A 15,614-nucleotide genomic window follows, 5' to 3' on the forward strand; every position below is an offset into this window, starting at 1 on the left:
CGGCGGTTGATCAGGCCGCCGGAAACACCAGGCTGAAGCAAATCCTGCCGACAGCCGGTTGCGCCACTTCGACACACCCGCCATGCAGGTGCATGATTGCCGTGACGATGGCCAGCCCCAGGCCGTTGGAGTCTGAGCGTTCATGGCGCGAGGCGTCGCCACGATAAAAGCGGTCGAACAGCCGGGCCAGGGTGGCGTGTGGCAGCACCGGCCCCTGGTTTTCCACTTCGATTCGCCACTGCTGATCAACGGTCACTACACGAATCAGAATCTCGCTGTCTGCATCCGCATAACGGATGGCGTTGGCCACCAGGTTGCTCAGGGCGCGACGCAGCAATATCGGATCGGCCAGCAGCGTACCTTGCCCACTGGGGCTCAACTTCAGATTGCGCTCGTCGGCCAGGCCCTCGAAATAACCGGCCACGCGCTGCAATTCATCGTGCAGGTCGAGCGGCTGGCGTTCCAGGGCCGCTTGCGCCTCGTCCGCCCTGGCCAGAAACAGAATGCTTTCGACCAGCCGCGAGATGCGCTCCAGCTCTTCCAGATTGGAAGCCAGCAATGCCTGGTATTCATCGACGCTGCGGTCCTGACGCAGCGCCACCTGGCAATGGCCCATCAGCGAGCCAACCGGCGTGCGGATCTCGTGGGCCAGATCGGCGGAGAACTGCATCAGGCGTCGATAACCGTCGTCAATCCGGTCGAGCATGGCATTGAAGGCATTGCTCAACTGCTGCAACTCGACAGGCGTGTCGTGACTGTCCAGGCGTTTGTGCAGGCTGGCCGGGGTGATCGCTGCAGCGTGCGCGGCCATTTTGCGCAACGGGCGCAGACCGCGTCGCAGCAGTACGTAACCCAGCACGGCGGTGATCAGAAACGCCAGTGCCACGGCGATATAAATGCTCTGGCGGAAGCTGGCGAGCATGGCCATTTCCTTGACCATCAGGTGCGCGGCCTGCAAGCGCACTTCGACGCCGTTGGACATGACTTGCGCCGCCGCCGCGCGCAACGGCACGCCTTGCAGACTCATGCCGCTGCGCAGGTCATCGACCCGCAGCGGCTGATCCTGGGCAACCGTCGGCAAGTCCGGCAGCGGTGCGTGTTGCGGGTTGACCGAAACCACCGGCGGCTTGCCTGGCTCGCCGATAATAAAGATGTCTTCCTCGCTGTCGAGCATGTTCTCGAACAGTTGCGGGCTGCCTTTGAGGTTGTCCATCGTCAGGTCGTAGCGCAGCAGTTTGCGAAAGTGGTCGAGCCGCGCCAGGACCGCGTGGTCGCTGCGTTGCAGCACCGTCTGTTCGATGGACTGGTAGAGATAAAGGCCTGCGCCGCTGACCGTGAGCATTGCCACCAGCGCAAAGGCCAGGGTCGAGCGCAGGGTCAGGGAAGGCTGGCGTCGCATGGCCGCACCTCGCACACATAACCGATGCCGCGCACGGTGTGAATGAGCTTGACCGGGTAGGGCAGGTCGACCTTGCTGCGCAGGCGCTTGATGGCGACGTCCACTACATTGGTGTCGCTGTCGAAATTCATGTCCCAGACTTCCGAGGCAATCTGTGCCCGTGACAGCACATCGCCTTCGCGGCGCAACAAAAGGTGCAGCAGGGCGAACTCCTTGTTGGTCAGCACGATGACCTGTTGCTGACGTGTCACGCGGCGGCGCAACAGGTCGAGTTCCAGGTCGGCCAGATGAAAGTGATCGGCCTCGCGCACCACGCCACGGCGCAGGATGGTGCGAATGCGCAGCAGCAGTTCAGTGAAGGAAAACGGCTTGACCAGGTAATCGTCGGCGCCCAGCTCCAGGCCGCGAATCCGGTCCTGCAATTGATCGCGGGCGGTCAGGAACAACACCGGCACGTCCTGCCGGGCGCGCAGCACTTCGATGATCTGCCAGCCGTCGATACCGGGCAACATCACGTCCAGCACGATCAGGTCGTAGCGGTTTTCCAGCGCCAGGTGCAGGCCGTCGGCGCCGTGCTGGGTCCAGTCCACCTTATAGCCGGATTCGCCCAGGCCCTTCTTCAGGTACTCGCCGGTCTTGGTGTCGTCTTCAATCAGCAGGATATGCATCGTTTTGTCCGCTACGCTTTGCAGGCACCCTCGGTGCACCGATGCCGAAGTCTAACCAGTTGCCGACGGGGTGTCCGGCGAATGACAAAAATGTCATTGCCCGGTCATTCTGCGGTGCCGGTAGCGGTGCAAGGATGGGTTTCAGATATCAACTGCCAAGGAAGTACCGATGAAGACTGCACTCTCTACTACGTTCGGCCTGCTGTTGCTCAGCGCTGCTGTCATGACTCAGGCTGCTGACATGAAGGTTGTCAAGCCGATGCGCGGCACGGTTGACAGCGTTCAGGCCGACACGTTGAACTTCACCACCCGTGCGGGTGAGCATCAGAGTATTCAACTGACTGACAAGACCGGCATTCGCCTGGTTTCCAAGGCTGACCTGGAGTCGATCAAGGCTGACAGCTTTGTCGGTTCTGCGGCAATTCCGCAGGCTGACGGCACGCTGAAAGCGCTGGAAGTCACGGTCTTTGAAGCAAGCCTGAAAGGCAGCGGTGAAGGTCACTACGGCTGGGAAAATGCCGACGGCAGCACCGGCACCATGACCAATGGCACCGTGGGCACCCTGTCCAAAGCCAATGGCCGCACCCTGACCGTCAAATATGAAGGTGGCGAGAAGAAGCTGGTGGTGCCGGAAGACGTGCCTATTGCCTACGTTGAGCCTGGCAAAAAAGAACAACTGACCAAAGGTGCCAAGGTTGTGCTGTTCCCGGCCGATGACGGCAAGTCGGCACGCGGTGTCGCAGTCGGCAAGGACGGTTTTACCCCGCCGATGTAATCGCAGCCGAGGCTGTCAGTGGCAGGCTGCTGCTGACACCCTCGGTTACACCTGATCTAGAGGGATCTGCGCATGAAAACCCGCCCGATTCATCCGTGGCCGGTGCGCCTGACGCATTGGGTCAATGCCGTGGGCATGGTCTGCATGTTCATGAGCGGCTGGGCCATTTATAACGCATCGCCATTGATGCCATTCACGTTCCCCAAATTCCTGACACTCGGCGGCTGGCTGGGCGGCTCCATCGCCTGGCACTTTGCGGTGATGTGGCTGTTGGTCGTCAATGGCCTGATTTATGTGCTGTACGGCGTGTTCAGTCGCCATTTCAGGCGAGATCTATTGCCGGTTCGGCCGTCCGAGGTAAAGCGCGACATGAGTGACGCGCTGCATTTTCGCCTGGCCCACGTCAAAGGTCAGTACAACGCGGTGCAACGCTTGATGTACTGGCTGGTGTTGATTATGGGCGTGTTGGTCGTGGTGTCCGGTCTGGCCATCTGGAAACCGGTGCAGTTTCAGGGGCTGGTTGCCTTGCTGGGCGGTTTTGATTTTGCCCGCTGGGTGCATTTTGGCGCGATGACGGCGATCGGCGCGTTTGTCGTGGTTCACCTGGTGTTGGTCGTGCTGGTGCCCAGTACCTTGTTACCGATGATTACCGGCGGCCGCCAGCCGAACGAAGACGGAACTGCTCAACCATGAACGAACCTCGTAAACGCATCACCCAGCGTATTCGCCTGGAGCCTGCACAGCAGAGCCAACTGATCGATATCCAGCGTCGTTCGTTCCTGCGCGCAGGGCTGACCGTAGGCGCTATGTCGATGCTCACCGGCTGTAATCTGCAGGACGGTGATCAGGTGGACAAGGTGCTGTGGGCCATGTCGCGCTGGAACGACCGGGTTCAGGCCTGGCTGTTCAACGGCCAGAAACTGGCCCCGACTTATACCAAGGCGCAGTTGACCAACCCGTTCCCGTTCAATGCGTTTTACCCTGAATACAACGTGCCTGAGCTGGAGCTTGCCGACTATCGGCTGGCGGTGTCCGGGCTGGTACGCGACAAGCAGCCGTGGACGATAGACGCGCTGCGCAAATTGCCGCAACGCACGGACATCACGCGGCTGATCTGCATTGAAGGCTGGAGCGCGATAGGGCAGTGGGGCGGTGTGCCGCTGAAAACGTTTCTGGAGTACATCGGAGCGGATACTACGGCGCGCTTCGTCGGCTTCAAGTGCGCCGACCGCTATTACTCAAGTTTGGACATGCCCACCGCGCTGCACCCGCAGACCCTGCTGGCGCTGGACTTCGGCGAAGTCGCGCTGCCTCCGGACTACGGTTACCCGCTGCGCGTGCGGGTGCCGACCAAACTGGGCTTCAAGAACCCCAAGCACATCGTCGAGATTTTCGTCAGTAACGAAAACCCCGGCGGGTACTGGGAAGATCAGGGCTACAACTGGTTCAGCGGAATCTAGGGGCGCAGGGCGACGCTTCGCTCCCACGCCCTCCGGGCAGAAAACCCATTCTTGGGGCGCCTCAGCTCAGTTCAGGCCCAGTTTTCCGCGCAGGGTCGAGAGGTCTTCGGCCAGGGTGTTGACCGGGCCGACCAGGGCTTTGCGGTCGTTTTCCTTGACCTTGTCGTAGGTTTCAAAGCCACCGTCCTTGGTCTTGTACTTGGCCAGGATCTTGTCCACGGTGGCGAAGTTCTTGTCGACTTTGGCGCTGAAGGCCTTGTCCTGCTGCTCTATTTGCGGACGGAACAGGTCGACGATTTTCTTCGCGCCGTCGATGTTGCCCTGGAAGTCGTACAGGTCGGTGTGGCTGTAACGGTCTTCTTCACCGGAAATCTTGGTCGCGGCCACTTCTTCCAGCAGCGCTGCTGCGCCGCCGACGACTTTTTCAGGCGGGAAGGTCAGCTCGGCCACGCGCTTTTCCAGGTCCTTGACGTCGCTCAACAGCTTGTCGGCAATCGGGCCCTGGTCCTTGGTGGAGTTCTGCGAGAACAGTGCATATTCCAGGCGATGGAAACCGGTGAAATCTTCAGCCGTCACGCCTTTTTCGTGGTCGTCGACGCGCGAGTCAATCGAGGCGTCCAGGTCACTGAACAGCTCGGCAATCGGCTCGACCGACTCGTAATACACGCGAGTCGGGGCGTACAGTTTTTTAGCGGTTGCGATGTCGCCTTTCTTTACCGCATCGGTGAACTTCTGGGTGTGGCTGACCAGTTCTTCGATGTTCTCGGTCACGTAGATTTTGTAATCCGAAACCGGGCCTACCAGGTCCAGCGGCGCGGTGGCGGCGAAGGCGGACAGCGGGGTCTGAAGCAGGCCAAGCGTCAGGAGCAAAGCCAGAGGCGTCTTTTTCATGGGTGTCTTCCGGGTAGGGAGTGGGTAGGTCATGCGGTTTGAGTGGACGATGCAGCCGCCAGCAACGAGCGACCGATGAAATCCTGTTCGCCGGTTACCCCCGGCAGGGTGAAGAAGTAGCCGCCACCGACCGGTTTGAGGTATTCCTCAAGCGGTTCGCCGTTGAGGCGGCTCTGGACGGTGATAAAGCCTTTTTCCAGGTCGGCCTGGTAGCAGATGAACAGCAGGCCCATGTCCAGCTGGCCGTTCTTGTTCACCCCGTTGGAATAGTTGAACGGGCGACGCAGGATCAGGTTGCGCTGGCTTTCGGCAGTACGGGGGTTGGCCAGGCGGATGTGCGAATCCAGCCGGGTTTTCTTGCCTTCGGGGTCAGCCGCGTAGTTGGGCACATCGCTCTCGACCTTGCCGTCCATGGGCGCACCAGTGGTTTTGCTGCGGCCGAAGATCGACTCCTGTTCCTGCAGCGGCGTGCGGTCCCAGCGTTCGACGAAGTTGCGGATGATGCGCACCGCCTGATAGCTGCCGTTGGCGGCCCACGCCGGCTCGTCGCTGCCCGGTTGCACCCAGACCAGTTCGTTCATGGTCTTCTGGTTGTTGGAATCCGGATTGGCCGAGCCATCTCGGAAGCCCAGAAAGTTGCGTGCGCTTTCCGCCGGCTGGCCGGGTTTTTTCGGTGCCTGGGGCGGCACGGTGCCTTCCTGTTTCCAGCGCACCAGCAGCAGGTCGGGCAGGTTCTTGACGATGTCGCGCAGGGCGTGAATGTTGCTGTCAGCGGTGTTGGCGCAGAACTGAATGCTCAAATCGCCGTGGCAGCTGGCCGGGTCCAGCGCGTCATTGGGAAAGCCGGTCATGCGGCTCAGGCGTAGGGGCTTCAGCGCAGCCAGACCAAAACGCTCATCGAACAGCGACTCGCCTACTGACACGGTAATGGTCAGATTATCCGGGGTAACGATCGGGCCGAGAATGCCTGAGTCCGGCGGCGGCAGTTTCGGGTCGATCTCCGGCACCGGGCCACCGGTCATCAGGAACGCGATGCGTTCGTTCAGCGTGCGAAACAGGCGTTCCAGGTCGTTACGGTCAGCGGCCAGCACATCGAATGCCACCAGCATGCCGGCGGCCGGGCGCGGGTTGACGATGCCGGTCTGGTGCAGGCCGTGGAAGTCGTTGTGGTCCTGTGTCTTTTCGCTGTTCGGTGCTTCGGTGACCTGCGCAGGCGCGGCGGCCAGCACGTTGCCGCTCAGGCTGCTGCCAGCCAGCGCGGCACCCGCGGCACCAAGGCCCATCAGGACACGGCGACGCTGCAGTGAAACAGGGGCGTTAGTGGCGTCTGGATTGCTGTCTGGGGTTTTCATCGTGGTGTACGGTGCTCCGGTGGATCAGAGGTCAGAAAGGCCGAGTGCCGAATCGATGTCGCCGAGTGCATCGGCCAGTGCGCCAGCCTTGGCCGTGATCTGCTGGCGCTGCGTGGCGTCCACCTGATCGTAAGGGCGATAGCCGTCAGCGGTGGCGAGCGCATTCAGCGTGGTGTCCAGGTCAGCAGTTGCCGCATCGATTTTCTGCAACAGCTCGCCTGCGCTACGCGTCAGCAAGGGACGCAGCAGATCGACAATCTTGCGCGTGCCGTCCAGATTGGCGGCAAAGCCGTTGAGGTCGCTGTGGCTGTAGCGCTCTTCTTCGCCATTGCTGCGCACGTCCGCCAGGCTGCGCATCGTGCGTGTGGCGATGGCAGGCAATTGCTCGGGTGTCAGTGATTGCGCCATCAGCTGTTTCTTGAGCTGGGTGACATCGCTTTGCAGACGCTGCGCCACCGGCGACAGGCCCTCGACGCTGCGTTGCTCGAACAGCGCGTATTCGACGCGGTGGAAGCCGGTAAAGCCCGGATCCTGCTCGTGCTTTTCGTAGTAATCGGCGCGCGCGTTGATGGCATTGTCCAGTTCTGACAGGCGCTGTGCGGCAGGTGCAATGCGCTGATAGGCTGCGCGGGCGGGCAGGTAAGCCGCCTGCGCGGCGCTCAGGTCGCCGGCGTCAATGGCCTGTTGCAGGGCGGTCACGGCTTTGATCAGCGCCGAACCTTGCAGGCTCAGGTACACGCGGTATTCGGAAAGCGGGCCGATGAACGCGGTCATCGACGGGCGCGCTTTGGCCTTGGCGTCGGACTCGGCGGTCGGTGTCACGTGCAAAGTGCCGCGCGGGTTGCTGAGCAGGCCGCAGGTGATGGCGTAATCGCCCGGTGCGAGGTTGGCGTTGATCACCTGGCTCAGGCCAGGCGCGATGTTTTCCCGCTCTTCGATCACTAGCACACCGTCGAGAATTTCCCACTCAACGGCCCGCTCGGAGCGGTTGACGATACGGAAGGCATTCTTGCCAGCGGCCACGGTCAGGGCATTCGGTTCGCAATTGTGCGCGTGAATGTTGACCACGGTTTCAGTGCCGGCATTGGCTGCGCGTTTTTTGGCGGCCACTTGCGAGGCGTAGTAGAACAGCCCGCCTGCGGCAATCATCAGGATCACTGAGCCGGCGACGGCCAATCGCAGGACACGGGGCGGCCTGGCTTTCTCGCAAAGCCCTGAGGGACGGTTAGACATGGGTGCCCTTATTCGTTCGTAACAGAAGATGGGTGTGGCTGGACCGGCTTGCCGGCCTTCGGGGTGTGCGGCATGAAAAACAGCACCAGTGCCCCGATCAGGTAGATCAGATAAACGCTCAGGGTGCTGACCGTCGGCGCATCCTGATAACCGAACATGCCGGCCAGTACCGAGCCTGCCGGGCCGTCCATCGGCAGCAGCGCGCTGATGTCGAACACCACGCCTTGCAGGTGATTCCACACGCCGGCTTCATGCAGCGCCTGCACAGAGTTGGCCAGGATGCCCGCCGCCACGACCAGAATGAACAGCCCGGTCCAGCGGAAAAACAGGCCCAGGTTCAGGCGCATGCTGCCGCTGTAGATAGCCACACCGAAACCGACGGCCAGCAACAGGCCGAGCAGGGCACCGAGTGGCGCACTTGAGCCTTCGCTCTGTTGAAACACGGCAAGCAGAAAAAACACGGTTTCCAGCCCTTCGCGGGCCACGGCGAAGAACACCATGGCGATCAGCGCGTAGGTCTGGTTTTTCGAGCCGGCGAGGGCGGCGTCCAGTGATTCGTGCAGCGCGTGCTTGATCGAGCGCGCCACTTTGCGCATCCAGAACACCATCGAACTGAGAATGCCCACGGCAATAAGGCCGACAATGCCTTCGAACAATTCCTGCTGCTTTTGCGGGAATTCAGCGCTCATCAATTCCAGCCCGCCACCGACGAACAGCGAAAGGGAGGCGGCGAGGAACACGCCAACCCACACCGCAGGCATCCACTCGCCGCGGCCGGTCTGTTTCAGGTAGCTGGCGATGATGCCAACAATGAGGGCGGCTTCGATGCCTTCGCGCAGCATGATCAAAAACGGAACGAGCATATCCCACCGGGTCGAGACTAAAGGGTGAAGGTGTTTCGACGAGCCATCAGCTGGAAACACTGCGTAACATAATGATACTCATTCTTGAATGCGGGTAGTTGTTTTTTGTCTGCCTCTCGTTTTTGGCAGCTTGTTCAGGTCAGGTTCAGCTGGCTGATTTTTACGCTTGGCGCTTTTTTCTGTGCCGTTGTGAATTTGAAAGCAAGACTCGGGGTGCTTATCAGCGCTGACAGGGATAGGCTCACTGAAACTCAAGGCAGGGCAACACATGGACAGCATCAACGCCTCGGCGCCAGAGCAGGCACTGCGTACTGAAGATGACCCGCGCTGGGATATTTTGCTCAACCGCCGCTCTGGTTCTGCGGTGAGTGCTGATTTTGTCTACGCGGTGCGCACGACCGGTGTCTATTGCACACCCGGCAGCCCGAGCAGGCTGCCACGGCCGGAAAATGTCGTGTTCTTTGACAGTGCAAGCCAGGCCGAAGCCGCCGGTTTTCGGCCCTCCAGGCGCAGCGCTGAGGATCAGCAAAGCGTCGATCTCAAGCACGCGGCGGCAGTCTCTGACGCGTGCAGAGCGATAGACGCCTGCGATTCGATGCCTAACCTGGCCGAGCTGGCAGAAGCGGTCGGGATGAGCAGCTTTCATTTTCACCGCACGTTCAAGAAAATTACCGGGCTCACGCCCAAGGCTTATGGCGCCGCTTCCATGCGCTCGCGGGTGCAGGCCCAGCTTTCCCGGGGCGTGACCATCACCAGTGCGCTGTACGAGGCGGGCTACAACTCCAACAGTCGTTTCTATGAGGCTTCGCAGAACATGCTCGGCATGAAACCTTCCGAATACCGGGCGGGCGGCGCCAACATCGATATCAGATTCGCGTTGGGTGAAAGTTCGCTGGGGTCGATTCTGGTGGCGACCAGCCGCAAGGGGATCTGCGCGATTTCCCTCGGGGATGACCCCGATGCACTGATTCAGGGTTTTCAGGACCAGTTTCCCAACGCCAACCTGATCGGCGCAGACGCACAGTTTGAAGCGCTGATTGCGACCGTCGTCGGCTTTGTTCAATCGCCCGCGACCGGTCTCACGCTGCCGTTGGACATCCGTGGCACGGTATTTCAGGAGCGGGTATGGCAGGCGCTCAGAGACATCCCGGCCGGATCGACTGCCACTTACACCGAAATCGCGCGGCAATTGGGTATGCCCAGCGCAGTTCGGGCCGTCGCCAATGCCTGCGGTGCCAACAAGCTGGCGGTGGCCATTCCCTGCCACCGGGTGGTGCGCAGTGATGGCTCGTTGTCCGGTTATCGCTGGGGTGTCGAGCGCAAGCGCAAGCTGCTGGACATCGAATCGGGCGGCGGCACAGGGCTGTTCAGTTGAGCGGCTCGGCGTGTTGCAGAATCCGGTAGGCCAGCTTGACCCGCTCTTCGTTCGGGTAGTTTTTGTTGGCCAGGATCACGATGCCGAGTTGCTTCTGCGCTATGAACGCCACGTAGCCGCCAAAACCGTTGGTTGAGCCGGTCTTGTTGACCCAGGCGGTGGGCTGAGCTGCCAGCGGCGGTTCGATAGCGTCAGCCTTCTGCGTGTTCAGCATTGCGCTGGCATTGCCCGCAAGCAGCACGTCCAGATGAATCGGCGTCGGATACTGCTCCCAGGCCAGGTCCTGAGTCATGCCGCCAACCTTGAAATAACCGATCCGCGTGTCGCTGAGCGCGCGTTGCAGTGGTGCGTCGTACTGGCCGAGGCCGATGTTGGCTTCGACAAAACGGATCAGGTCGCGGCTGCTGGATTTCACGCCATAGGCTTCGTCGGCCAGTACGCCGGGGTTGACCCTGACCGGTTCGTCGAGCGTGTTATAGCCCTGCGCGTAAAGCGCCTGTTTGTCGTCGGGCACGTTGACGTAGGTGCTGTTCAGGCCCAGTGCCGGGAACAGGCGTTGTTGCATCGCCTCTTGAAATGGCATGTTCATGCTGCGCGCGGCGATCACTCCCAGCAGGCCAATACTGGGGTTGGCGTAGGTGCGATGCGTCCCGGGCAGGTATTCGGGCTGCCAGGCCTTGAAATAGTCCATCAGTTGCCGGGTGTTCTGCACTTTTTCGGGCACCTGAATCGGGAAGCCGCCCGCCGTGTGCGTGCCCAGATGGAACACCGGTATTTTGCCCAGGCGCGTGTCGCGTAATTGCGGCATGTAGCTGTCGATGCTTTGCGTCAATGACAATCGCCCGTTGGCTTGCGCCCAGGTGGCCAGCGTGGCGGTGAAGGTTTTGCTGATCGAGCCGAGCTCGAACAGCGTATCGCTGGACACCGGCTGGCCCGTGGCCTTTGAGGCAACGCCATAATTGTAGAACTGTTGCTTACCGTGATGGGTGATGGCGATGGACAGGCCCGTGATGTTGTTTTCCTGCATCACCTTGCGCGCTTCTGTCTGCACCAACGTATCAAGGGCGGCAGAGTTGTCCTCGGCAAACGCGACTGAACTGACCAGCAGAAGTCCTGTGCAGAGCAGCGTTCCATTGCGTTGCATGGGGTAATTCCTTGTTGTTTTGAGGGTGTGCCGATCATCAGCGGGCTTGCATCAGGGGCCTGCCGCGGTGGTCGGTCGCTAAAGGTTTGCGTAATATGCCCACTTTTTTGCGCTTCCTCCACGGAACGCCGCTCAGGTAAACCATGAAAACTATCCGTATGCGTGCCGAAGTCCTGGCCGGGCTCACCACATCCTTCGCGCTGGTGCCCGAGTGCATTGCCTTTGCGCTGGTTGCCCATCTCAACCCGCTGATGGGGCTTTACGGTGCGTTCATCATTTGCACGCTGACCGCGTTGTTCGGCGGGCGTCCGGGCATGGTCTCAGGTGCGGCCGGTTCGATGGCGGTGGTGATCGTGGCGCTGGTGGTGCAGCAGGGCGTGCAGTACCTGCTGGCGACCGTGCTGCTCGGCGGCCTGATCATGATTTTGTTCGGGCTGTTGCGGTTGGGCAAGCTGGTGCGGCTGGTGCCGTATTCGGTGATGCTCGGCTTCGTCAACGGCCTGGCCATTGTGATTGCGATGGCGCAACTGGAGCATTTCAAGGTCGGCGAATCGTGGCTCAGCGGTACGTCGCTGTACGTGATGCTCGGCCTGGTGGCGCTGACCATGGCAATCGTTTATCTGCTGCCACGCATCACCCGCGTTGCACCACCGGCGCTGGTGGCGATCCTCAGTGTCGGGCTGGCGGTGTACCTGCTCGGCCTGCCGACCCGCACCTTGGGCGACATGGCGCACATCGCTGGCGGCCTGCCGGTATTTGCTTTGCCGGACATCCCGTGGAACCTCGACACCCTGCGTATCATTGCGCCGTACGCGATCCTGATGGCGCTGGTCGGCCTGCTGGAAACCCTGCTGACCCTGAACCTCACCGACGAGATCACTGAAACACGTGGCTACCCGGACCGCGAGTGTGTGGCGCTGGGCGCTGCCAACATGGTGTCCGGTGCTTTCGGTGGCATGGGCGGTTGCGCGATGATCGGCCAGACGGTCATCAACCTCAGTTCTGGCGGGCGCGGTCGGGTTTCCGGCGTGGTCGCGGGCTTGATGATCCTGATGTTCGTGCTGTTTCTGTCGCCGCTGATCGAGCGCATTCCGCTGGCAGCGCTGGTGGGTGTGATGTTCGTGGTCGCGCAGCAGACCTTCGCCTGGGCATCGCTGCGCGTGTTGCGCAAGGTGCCGGTCAACGACGTGCTGGCGATCATCGCGGTGACGGTGGTTACAGTGCTGACCGATCTGGCCACCGCTGTGGTGTTCGGCATCATCATCGCCGCCATCAACTTCGCCTGGCAACAGGCCCGCGAGCTGTACGCCGACAGCCATGTCGAGGTAGACGGCAGCAAGATCTACCACCTGCACGGCACGCTGTTCTTCGCCTCGACCACGCCTTTTCTTGACCAGTTCAACCCCTCTGAAGACCCTGCGCAAGTGACACTGGACTGTCGCCACCTGAGCTTTGTCGATTACTCGGCGATTGCTGCGCTGAAAACCTTGCGTGAGCGCTACGCAAAGGCGGGCAAGCATTTGCGGGTGGTGCACTTGTCCGAGCGCTGCAAGCGTCTGCTCAAGCGCGCGGGCGTGCAGCACGCTTGAGCCGTGTGCCCAGGCCCTGTCTTGTGTAGGCTGACTGTCATTTCCTGAACCGAAGGTGTGTGCCTGATGGATGCCGTCTCTCCGCTGGATGCTTATGAACGTGCGGTCCAGCGTGGTTTTCAGCCCGATCAGGCGCAGTTGCAGGCCGTGCAGCAGCTGCAAGCGTGTTACCTGGCGCTGACCGAGTCTCGCGGCCAGGCGCAGGGCGTGTACCTGTGGGGCCCGGTCGGGCGCGGCAAGACCTGGCTGATGGACCGTTTTTTCGAAAGCCTCAATGTGCCGGCAAGGCGTCAGCATTTTCATCACTTCATGCGCTGGGTCCACAAGCGCATGTTCGAACTGATGGGCACGCCCCAGCCGCTGACCGTGGTCGCCAAAGAGCTGGCGCGGGACGTGCGGGTGATGTGTTTCGACGAGCTGTTCGTGACCGACATCGGTGATGCGGTGATCCTCGGCGGCCTGCTGCAAGTGATGTTCGAGCAGGGCGTGGTGCTGGTTTGCACCTCCAACCAGCCACCGGACCAGTTGTACAGCCACGGCCACAACCGTGAGCGCTTCCTGCCCGCCGTTGCGGCTATCCAGAAATACATGAAGGTCGTGGCGGTGGACGGCGGTGAAGACCATCGCCTGCACCCCGGCCAGTTGCACCAGCGCTATTGGGTGGCCCAAGCGGGTCAGCCGAGTGCCCTGCAGGGGATATTCGAAGCCCTGAGTGCCGGCCAGCCGGTGCACGACTCCCAGGTCATGCTCGGTTATCGCAGCATCAATGTGGTTGAGCATTCCGACACGGCGGTGTGGTGCCGCTATCGCGACCTGTGTGAGCAGCCGCTGGCGGCGATGGACTTTATCGCGCTGTGCGATCGATTTTCGGTGATCCTGCTCAGCGAAGTGCCGGTTCTGGGCGCTGTGCAGCGCGAGGCGAAGATTGCCCGTGGCACCGAAGATGGTGTGGAGCAGGTCACGGCGGGGGATCGTGAACTGCCGCAACTGTCGCCCAACGACGATGGCGTGCGGCGTTTCATTGCGCTGGTGGATGAGTGCTACGACCGGCGCATTCCGCTGTACGTCGAAGCGCCAGTGCCGATGGACCAGCTCTACACCCAGGGTTATCTGTCATTTGCCTTCCGTCGCACGCTCAGCCGGCTGCAGGAAATGCAACTGGAGCGCTTCACCGAGTCATGATACTCACGCCGCATCCCGGCGGCGCTGGGCCAGCATGTGTTTGGCGCCTTCGATCATCAGCACCACGACCGCCAGCCAGATCGGCAGGTAAGTCAGCCATTCATCACGACCGATGCTTTCGCCCAGCAGCAGGGCAACGCCCACCAGCAGGATCGGCTCGACGTAACTGAGCAGCCCGAACAGGCTGAACGGCAGCAAGCGGCTGGCGACGATGTAACTGACCAGCGCCGAGGCGCTGATCACCCCGAGCAGCGGAATCAGCAGGTACAGCAGCGGTGCCTGCTGAATGGCGTGCGGGTGGCCGTTGCTGATGAACCACAAGCCGATGGGCAGCATCAGCAGCATGTCAAACCACAGGCCGCCCAGGTGATCGGTCTTGAGTTTACGGCGCAGCACGAAATAGAGCGGATAGCCGCCTGCAACCAACAGGGTTTCCCAGGAAAAGCTGCCCAGCCGCCACAGTTCATGACCGACGCCGATCATGGCAAACGCCGCAGCAACCTTTTGCAGGTACGACAGGTGCTCGCCGTATACCACCCGGCCGGTGAAGATCATGCTCAGCGGCAGCAGGAAATAACCCAGCGACACTTCCAGGCTGCGCCCGTGCAGCGGCGCCCACATGAAAATCAACAGTTGCGCGCCGAGCAACATCGATGACAGCAGCAGCCCGAAGATCAGCAGCGGTCGCTGCCAGAGCCGCGCGGCCAGGTCGCGGACTCGCCGCCAGTCACCGCTGACCAGCATGAACAGCGTGGCGCACGGCACCGTCAGCAGCATGCGCCAGCCGAAAATCTCTTCGCCGTCGAGAGGCTTCATCAGCGAGGTATAGAAATACATGACCCCGAACAGCACGGAAGCCAGAACCGACAGCACGACACCTTTGTACACAACCGCCTCTTGAATCGAGTCTGCCCCGGTATGGAGCATGCGCCGCCATTTTAGTGCGCTGGCGTGTAAAAAGCTGTAACTCCTGCGACCAGGAGGGCGTGTTGTTCCGCGTCTGTCGAGCGAGCAGTGACCGCTTCAATCAGCCGTTTGCAGAAACTGCCACAGGGCATCGGCATTGAAGTCACGGATCACGTCACGCGCACCCGCCTGCCGAAGCTGATGTTCCTGCAAACCCGACAGCACGCCAAACGTGTGGATGCCCGCCGCATGGGCTGACTGCACGCCGGCCAGCGAGTCCTCGAAGGCAATGGCCTGGTCGGCCTTCACGCCCAGCAGCTCCAGCGCCGTGAGGTAGGGCATGGGGTGCGGTTTGCCGCGCTGCAGTTCTCCGCCGATCACGATGGCCTCGAAACGGTCCACGATGCCCAGGCCAGTGAGCATGGCCACCGCGTTTTCCCGCGGCGCATTGGTGACGACTGCGGTGCGCAGTCCGGCTTTTTGTGCGTGATCAAGAATGCGCAGCACGCCTGCCACAGGAATCGTCTCACCCAGCTGGGCGCGAAACATCGTTTCCTTCTCGGCAGCCAGACCTGCGTATTGCGACGCGGGAATATCGGGAAACAGACCGCCAAAAATCATGTCGTCCGGAAAGCCCATCACATGGGCCTTGTAGTATTCGATATCCATCGACCGGTCCCAGCGAGCCAGCAACTGGTTATAGGCGTTCAAATGCAGTTCATCGGTGTCGATGAGGGTTCCGTCCAAGTCAAACAACAGCGCAGAAAGGGCCATTGA

Annotated in this window: 15 protein-coding genes; 6 read left to right on the top strand and 9 right to left on the bottom strand. The window is 61.2% G+C overall.

From position 1 onward, the window contains the following. Window positions 1-10 precede the first annotated feature (10 nt). Window positions 11-1,399: a heavy metal sensor histidine kinase gene (locus QRN38_RS03850; protein ID WP_024667761.1), complete on the bottom strand. Its 1,389-nt coding sequence runs from the start codon at window positions 1,397-1,399 to the stop codon at window positions 11-13. Further along, window positions 1,378-2,067 (bottom strand): heavy metal response regulator transcription factor, encoded by a 690-nt coding sequence (locus tag QRN38_RS03855; RefSeq protein ID WP_002554192.1) that lies wholly within the window; start codon window positions 2,065-2,067, stop codon window positions 1,378-1,380. Before QRN38_RS03855 ends, QRN38_RS03850 begins: the two co-directional genes overlap by 22 nt. A gap of 169 nt (window positions 2,068-2,236) precedes the next feature. Here QRN38_RS03855 and QRN38_RS03860 point away from each other — a divergent pair, with 169 nt between their 5' ends. The 3 genes from QRN38_RS03860 (at window position 2,237) to QRN38_RS03870 (ending at window position 4,302) form a co-directional block, all read left to right on the top strand. After that, window positions 2,237-2,842 (top strand): hypothetical protein, encoded by a 606-nt coding sequence (locus QRN38_RS03860; protein WP_003378210.1) that lies wholly within the window; start codon window positions 2,237-2,239, stop codon window positions 2,840-2,842. 72 nt (window positions 2,843-2,914) lie between these two features. Then, complete coding sequence (locus QRN38_RS03865) at window positions 2,915-3,535, top strand: cytochrome b/b6 domain-containing protein (protein ID WP_007245289.1); 621 nt, start codon at window positions 2,915-2,917, stop codon at window positions 3,533-3,535. Further along, the gene (locus tag QRN38_RS03870) at window positions 3,532-4,302 is read left to right on the top strand and encodes a molybdopterin-dependent oxidoreductase (RefSeq protein WP_005619379.1); all 771 of its coding nucleotides are present in this window, start codon (window positions 3,532-3,534) and stop codon (window positions 4,300-4,302) included. The genes QRN38_RS03865 and QRN38_RS03870 overlap by 4 nt, the downstream gene beginning before the upstream one ends. A 66-nt stretch (window positions 4,303-4,368) precedes the next feature. Here QRN38_RS03870 and efeO (QRN38_RS03875) read toward each other — a convergent pair whose 3' ends face one another. Genes efeO (QRN38_RS03875) through efeU form a run of 4 tightly spaced genes read right to left on the bottom strand, consistent with a single transcriptional unit; the run spans window position 4,369 to window position 8,641 of the window. Then, a complete protein-coding gene (gene efeO / locus QRN38_RS03875; protein ID WP_005619373.1) occupies window positions 4,369-5,193 on the bottom strand; it encodes an iron uptake system protein EfeO in 825 nt (274 codons plus the stop codon). Window positions 5,194-5,222: 29 nt separating this feature from the next. After that, complete coding sequence (gene efeB, locus QRN38_RS03880; RefSeq protein ID WP_054089880.1) at window positions 5,223-6,545, bottom strand: iron uptake transporter deferrochelatase/peroxidase subunit; 1,323 nt, start codon at window positions 6,543-6,545, stop codon at window positions 5,223-5,225. A 24-nt stretch (window positions 6,546-6,569) separates the two neighbouring features. Next, a complete protein-coding gene (gene efeO / locus QRN38_RS03885) occupies window positions 6,570-7,778 on the bottom strand; it encodes an iron uptake system protein EfeO (protein ID WP_057418906.1) in 1,209 nt (402 codons plus the stop codon). 8 nt (window positions 7,779-7,786) lie between these two features. Continuing rightward, window positions 7,787-8,641, bottom strand: coding sequence for an iron uptake transporter permease EfeU (efeU, locus tag QRN38_RS03890; protein WP_007245292.1), 855 nt, complete (start codon window positions 8,639-8,641; stop codon window positions 7,787-7,789). Window positions 8,642-8,909: 268 nt separating this feature from the next. On the opposite strand from efeU, the gene ada reads away from it, so the two are divergent. After that, the gene (ada, locus tag QRN38_RS03895; RefSeq protein ID WP_057418907.1) at window positions 8,910-10,016 is read left to right on the top strand and encodes a bifunctional DNA-binding transcriptional regulator/O6-methylguanine-DNA methyltransferase Ada; all 1,107 of its coding nucleotides are present in this window, start codon (window positions 8,910-8,912) and stop codon (window positions 10,014-10,016) included. Here the strand turns inward: ada and ampC are convergent. Then, a complete protein-coding gene (ampC, locus tag QRN38_RS03900; RefSeq protein ID WP_057418908.1) occupies window positions 10,009-11,160 on the bottom strand; it encodes a class C beta-lactamase in 1,152 nt (383 codons plus the stop codon). The genes ada and ampC overlap by 8 nt on opposite strands. A 143-nt stretch (window positions 11,161-11,303) precedes the next feature. On the opposite strand from ampC, the gene QRN38_RS03905 reads away from it, so the two are divergent. Continuing rightward, the gene (locus tag QRN38_RS03905; protein WP_054089878.1) at window positions 11,304-12,749 is read left to right on the top strand and encodes a SulP family inorganic anion transporter; all 1,446 of its coding nucleotides are present in this window, start codon (window positions 11,304-11,306) and stop codon (window positions 12,747-12,749) included. A gap of 66 nt (window positions 12,750-12,815) precedes the next feature. Then, window positions 12,816-13,931: a cell division protein ZapE gene (gene zapE, locus QRN38_RS03910; protein WP_005765211.1), complete on the top strand. Its 1,116-nt coding sequence runs from the start codon at window positions 12,816-12,818 to the stop codon at window positions 13,929-13,931. A gap of 3 nt (window positions 13,932-13,934) precedes the next feature. On the opposite strand, the gene rarD is transcribed toward zapE, so the two are convergent. Next, window positions 13,935-14,819, bottom strand: a complete 885-nt coding sequence (rarD, locus tag QRN38_RS03915) for an EamA family transporter RarD (protein ID WP_024667755.1) — start codon at window positions 14,817-14,819, stop codon at window positions 13,935-13,937. A gap of 135 nt (window positions 14,820-14,954) precedes the next feature. Continuing rightward, window positions 14,955-15,611: an HAD family hydrolase gene (locus QRN38_RS03920; protein WP_005765207.1), complete on the bottom strand. Its 657-nt coding sequence runs from the start codon at window positions 15,609-15,611 to the stop codon at window positions 14,955-14,957. Window positions 15,612-15,614: the final 3 nt, after the last annotated feature.

This window comes from Pseudomonas sp. CFBP2511 (assembly GCF_030209255.1).
Classification (GTDB): domain Bacteria; phylum Pseudomonadota; class Gammaproteobacteria; order Pseudomonadales; family Pseudomonadaceae; genus Aquipseudomonas; species Aquipseudomonas avellanae.

What these genes read in the sequence shown, in the direction of transcription:
- QRN38_RS03850 (WP_024667761.1), bottom strand. Translation starts at nt 1,399, where the DNA reads ATGCGACGCCAGCCTTCCCTGACCCTGCGCTCGACCCTGGCCTTTGCG.
- QRN38_RS03855 (WP_002554192.1), bottom strand. Translation starts at nt 2,067, where the DNA reads ATGCATATCCTGCTGATTGAAGACGACACCAAGACCGGCGAGTACCTG.
- QRN38_RS03860 (WP_003378210.1), top strand. Translation starts at nt 2,237, where the DNA reads ATGAAGACTGCACTCTCTACTACGTTCGGCCTGCTGTTGCTCAGCGCT.
- QRN38_RS03865 (WP_007245289.1), top strand. Translation starts at nt 2,915, where the DNA reads ATGAAAACCCGCCCGATTCATCCGTGGCCGGTGCGCCTGACGCATTGG.
- QRN38_RS03870 (WP_005619379.1), top strand. Translation starts at nt 3,532, where the DNA reads ATGAACGAACCTCGTAAACGCATCACCCAGCGTATTCGCCTGGAGCCT.
- efeO (WP_005619373.1), bottom strand. Translation starts at nt 5,193, where the DNA reads ATGAAAAAGACGCCTCTGGCTTTGCTCCTGACGCTTGGCCTGCTTCAG.
- efeB (WP_054089880.1), bottom strand. Translation starts at nt 6,545, where the DNA reads ATGAAAACCCCAGACAGCAATCCAGACGCCACTAACGCCCCTGTTTCA.
- efeO (WP_057418906.1), bottom strand. Translation starts at nt 7,778, where the DNA reads ATGTCTAACCGTCCCTCAGGGCTTTGCGAGAAAGCCAGGCCGCCCCGT.
- efeU (WP_007245292.1), bottom strand. Translation starts at nt 8,641, where the DNA reads ATGCTCGTTCCGTTTTTGATCATGCTGCGCGAAGGCATCGAAGCCGCC.
- ada (WP_057418907.1), top strand. Translation starts at nt 8,910, where the DNA reads ATGGACAGCATCAACGCCTCGGCGCCAGAGCAGGCACTGCGTACTGAA.
- ampC (WP_057418908.1), bottom strand. Translation starts at nt 11,160, where the DNA reads ATGCAACGCAATGGAACGCTGCTCTGCACAGGACTTCTGCTGGTCAGT.
- QRN38_RS03905 (WP_054089878.1), top strand. Translation starts at nt 11,304, where the DNA reads ATGAAAACTATCCGTATGCGTGCCGAAGTCCTGGCCGGGCTCACCACA.
- zapE (WP_005765211.1), top strand. Translation starts at nt 12,816, where the DNA reads ATGGATGCCGTCTCTCCGCTGGATGCTTATGAACGTGCGGTCCAGCGT.
- QRN38_RS03920 (WP_005765207.1), bottom strand. Translation starts at nt 15,611, where the DNA reads ATGGCCCTTTCTGCGCTGTTGTTTGACTTGGACGGAACCCTCATCGAC.